We start from the raw sequence: 4,569 nt of genomic DNA on the forward strand, positions 1-4,569 counted from the left end.
CATGGCCGCCCGCCAGCGCTGATTATTGGATGGAAGAGAGCCTTACGCGTGCCCGTCTGCGGGTTCTCGAAGCTCGCGGCCGAACCACCGAATATCTGAACCTCGCCCGGGCGGCAAACTTGCGAGCGAACTATGCCAGCATGCTCACCAAGCTCGGCCGGGTTCCGGACGCCGTCAGCTATGCGTTGAAGTCTTTCAAGCGGCCGGACGAGGCGCTGACGCTCGCAACGCTTCTCCGCGAGACGGCTGCGCATGAAGAGGCGCTTGAAGTCGCAGAAGCCGGCCTCGACCTTGCCGGACACGATGGCGTTGCTACCACCGACATGGAGAGCATCGAAGACTTCATCGAAATGAAATCTCCGTCTCTGGTCGCTCTGGCGCGTTGGCTGCGCGACTATGCGGGCCAACTCGGTAAACCGGTGACGGCATTGAAGGCGTCGCTCGCCGCCTTTCAGCAGTCGCAGTCACTGGATGATTTCCGCGCCGTCCAGACTTGGGCAGGCGCCGATTGGAAGCACATCCGGGCGGAACTGCTGAATCAGCTGGCGAGCGCGCCCCATCCAGGCGACAGGCTGCGCATCTACCTCGCCGAAGGCGAGATCGATGCAGCCGTGCGCGCCGTCGGCAACTCGCTCGAACATGACGCTCACAATGAGAACCTCATGCAACTCGCGGCGGCGGCGCATTCGAGCCATCCGGAATGGACCATTCGACTGGCCATGTATCAAGCCAGCAGCATCATGGACACAAACCAGGCCGCCTGGTACGCGCTTGCAGCACAATGGCTGGAAAAGGCCGCGCTCGCCCACGAAGTATTAGGTCGCGAGGACGAGTGGCTGGCCCGCCTCGACGAATTGATCGCAAGGCACCGTCGCAAGTATAAGCTCGTGCCGTTGCTGAAGCAGTTGCGAGGAAGATAGAGCGCGTCATCAATTGATTGCAGCGGTCATCATCTGCTAATCTGATCGCATTCGATCTCCGCTCGTTTGGACGGCTAATCGACGTTGCGAGTCTTTGCCGCAGCGAACACCATTTCAGCGCGGCGCGAGGGAGCGCCCGACGATTGCTCGTGTGTTTCGATGAGTGCTTTGATCGAAGATTATTTGCGCCAGTTGGTCGGCGCGCTGGGCCAGATCGCCCCGCCGATCGATGCCGATAAGCTCGGCCAGCTGTATTTGCGCGGCGACTATCCGGCGATGCTCGGCTGGATCAAGAACTCGATGAAGATCGAGCTGCGGATCGGGCTCCGCATTGTCGATTTGGAAGCCCCCTCGCCGCCGATGTGGATCGAAGTCCCGACGCCGCTGCCGCGCCCCGGCACATTGGAGCATCAGAGCGCGCGGGCGATCGTCAATGCCAGGCGCGACTGGCTGGTCGGCAAGCCGTTCGGCTGGATCGTCGCCTGCTTCGCGCACGAGCTGTCGCATGTCGTGCTGTTCGCGCTCGATCACCCGCTCCAGCACGAGGAAAAAGCCGTCGACCTCACCGCGATGATCCTCGGCTACGACCGCTTCATCGTTACTTCGGAAGCGACGACGAAGCACTGGAATATCTGGTCGATCCTGCTGTCGATTCTGCTGCTGAGGTTCGGCGTGGTTTTCTTTCAGGGCCCGGCTGAGACGACCGAGCGCCTCGGCTATCTCAGCAGCGCCGAGGCCGAAGCCGCGCGGCGATGGCTGACACGCCGGACCGCAGCGACGTCCGCGCAGTAACGCAAGGCCCTCTCGCAAAACAGCCCGCCTCGCCGAAGCGAAGCGGGCTGCCGGATCAAGGCGCAACGAGCCCTTTGGCTCAGTGCATCAGTTCAACATCCGCTTCGGCGGCCGTCCCGTGAACGGCTCGATGTCAGCGGTATGCGGGGGCGCTCCGTTGAACGTCAGAACACCGCCCTCCGCCGAGATCGCCACGTGGTCGTCGTCCTTGACCGAGCCGTCGAGGATCATCTCGGCGAGCGGGTCCTGGACGTGGCGCTGGATTACACGCTTCAGCGGACGGGCGCCGTAGGCCGGGTCCCAGCCCTTTTCGGCCAGCCAGTCGCGGGCCTTGGCGTCGAGGTCGAGCACGATCTTGCGGTCGTCGAGCAGCTTCTGCAGGCGCAGCAGCTGGATGTCGACGATCCGGCCCATCTCGCTCTTCTGCAGCCGGTGGAACAGGATGATCTCGTCGACGCGGTTGAGGAATTCGGGGCGGAAGTGCGCACGCACCATCCCCATCACCTGCTCGCGCACGACGCCCGTGTCCTCGCCTTCCGGCTGACCGACCAGATATTCGCTGCCGAGGTTCGACGTCATGACGATCAGCGTGTTGCGGAAGTCCACGGTGCGGCCCTGACCGTCGGTCAGGCGGCCGTCATCGAGCACCTGCAGCAGCACGTTGAACACGTCCGGATGCGCCTTCTCGATCTCGTCGAACAGCACGACCTGATACGGCCGGCGCCGCACCGCTTCGGTGAGCGCGCCGCCTTCGTCGTAGCCGACATAGCCGGGAGGCGCGCCGATCAGCCGGGCCACGGAGTGCTTCTCCATGTATTCCGACATGTCGAGGCGGGCCATCGCGGTCTCGTCGTCGAACAGGTACTCCGCCAAGGCTTTGGTCAGCTCGGTCTTGCCGACGCCGGTGGGACCTAAGAACATGAACGAGCCCATCGGCCGGTTCGGGTCCTGCAGGCCGGCGCGGGCACGGCGGACCGCCGTCGACACCGCATGCACGGCCTCGAACTGGCCGACCACGCGCTTGCCGATCTGATCCTCCATCCGCAGCAGCTTTTCCTTCTCGCCCTCGAGCATCTTGTCGACCGGCACGCCGGTCCAGCGCGACACCACCTGGGCGATGTGATCGGCGGTGACCGCCTCTTCCATCATGGCGCCGGCGTCTTCGTGCGCCTCGATGTCGACGAGCTTCTTCTCCAGCTCCGGGATGCGGCCATAGACCAGCTCACCGGCGCGCTGATACTCGCCGCGGCGCTGCGCGTCCGCGAGTTCGAGCCGCAGGCCGTCGAGTTCGCTCTTGAGCTTCTGGGCGTTGGAGAGCTTGTTCTTCTCCGCGCTCCAGCGTGCGGTCAGCGCGGCGGATTGCTCCTCCAGATCGGCGAGCTCCTTCTCCAGCGCGACCAGCCGCGCCTTCGAGCCCGGATCGCTCTCCTTCTTCAGCGCCTCCTGCTCGATCTTGAGCCGGACGATGTCGCGGTCGAGCGAATCGAGCTCTTCGGGCTTGGAGTCGACCTGCATCTTCAGCCGCGCCGCCGCCTCGTCCATCAGGTCGATGGCCTTGTCGGGCAGGAAGCGGTCGGTGATGTAGCGGTTCGACAGCGTTGCCGACGCGACGATCGCCGAGTCGGCGATGCGCACGCCGTGGTGCTGCTCGTATTTGTCCTTCAGGCCGCGCAGGATCGAGATCGTGTCTTCGACCGTCGGCTCGGACACGAACACCGGCTGGAAGCGCCGCGCCAAGGCGGCGTCCTTCTCGACGTGCTTGCGATACTCGTCGAGCGTGGTGGCGCCGATGCAATGCAGCTCGCCGCGCGCCAAAGCGGGCTTGAGCAGGTTCGACGCGTCCATCGCGCCGTCCGCCTTGCCGGCACCGACCAGCGTGTGCATCTCGTCGATAAACAGGATGATGCTGCCCTCGGCCGCGGTGACCTCGTTGAGCACGGCCTTCAGCCGCTCCTCGAACTCGCCGCGATATTTCGCGCCGGCGATCAGCGCGCCCATGTCGAGCGCCAGCAGCTTCTTGTCCTTGAGGCTTTCGGGCACGTCGCCGTTGAGGATGCGCAGCGCCAAGCCCTCGACGATGGCAGTCTTGCCGACGCCGGGTTCGCCGATCAGCACCGGGTTGTTCTTGGTGCGCCGTGACAGGACCTGGATGGTGCGGCGGATTTCCTCGTCGCGGCCGATCACCGGGTCGAGCTTGCCGTCGCGCGCTGCCTGGGTCAGGTCGCGGGCGTACTTCTTCAGCGCGTCATAGGCGTTCTCGGCCGTCGCCGAATCGGCTGTACGGCCCTTGCGCAGCGCATTGATCGCCGCGTTCAGGTTCTGCGCGGTGACGCCGCCCTTGGCGAGGATCTTGCCGGCTTCAGAGTCCTTATCGAGCGCCAGCGCGAGCAGCAGCCGTTCGACGGTGACGAAGCTGTCGCCCGCTTTCTCACCGGCCTTCTCGGCGGCGTCGAAGGCCCGCGCCGTAGCCGGGTCGAGATAGACCTGGCCGGCACCGGAGCCCGAGACCTTCGGCAGCTTGTTCAGCGCCTCTTCGGTGGATTTCAGGATCGCGCGCGAATTGCCGCCGGCGCGGTCGATCAGACCGCCGGCGAGCCCTTCGGAATCGTCGAGCAGAACTTTGAGGATGTGCAGCGGCGAGAACTGCTGATGACCCTCGCGCATCGCCAGCGATTGTGCCGATTGGATGAAGCCGCGCGAGCGTTCGGTGTATTTTTCCGGGTTCATGTATGTGTCCCTCAGCCTGCCATCAGCGCCTTACAAAGCACGCGGACGGCATCTTCATTGGGGGTCCGCCGGCCGCGCTGGTGGTTGCCAGCCGGCGACGGTCGTCACCGCGCTCGAGGAGCTGCGGCTT

At 64.7% G+C, this 4,569-nt stretch carries 3 protein-coding genes; 2 read left to right on the forward strand and 1 reads right to left on the reverse strand.

Annotated features, from left to right (window positions below; genetic code table 11):
* Both I5M_RS00160 and I5M_RS00165 read left to right on the forward strand, forming a co-directional pair.
* The coding region (locus I5M_RS00160; protein WP_022719550.1) for a hypothetical protein at positions 1–920 on the forward strand (920 nt) is incomplete at its 5' end.
* Positions 921–1,079: 159 nt separating this feature from the next.
* Positions 1,080–1,712, forward strand: coding sequence for a hypothetical protein (locus tag I5M_RS00165; protein ID WP_148287790.1), 633 nt, complete (start codon positions 1,080–1,082; stop codon positions 1,710–1,712).
* 87 nt (positions 1,713–1,799) lie between these two features.
* Here I5M_RS00165 and clpB read toward each other — a convergent pair whose 3' ends face one another.
* A complete protein-coding gene (gene clpB / locus I5M_RS00170) occupies positions 1,800–4,439 on the reverse strand; it encodes an ATP-dependent chaperone ClpB (RefSeq protein ID WP_022719552.1) in 2,640 nt (879 codons plus the stop codon).
* Positions 4,440–4,569 lie beyond the last annotated feature (130 nt).

Origin of the sequence: Rhodopseudomonas sp. B29 (assembly GCF_000333455.1) — a bacterium.
In the GTDB taxonomy this organism is placed as follows: Bacteria; Pseudomonadota; Alphaproteobacteria; order Rhizobiales; family Xanthobacteraceae; genus Rhodopseudomonas.

Bases quoted from the DNA above. Each gene is read 5' to 3' on its own strand.
- I5M_RS00165 (WP_148287790.1), top strand. From the start codon at position 1,080: ATGAGTGCTTTGATCGAAGATTATTTGCGCCAGTTGGTCGGCGCGCTG.
- clpB (WP_022719552.1), bottom strand. From the start codon at position 4,439: ATGAACCCGGAAAAATACACCGAACGCTCGCGCGGCTTCATCCAATCG.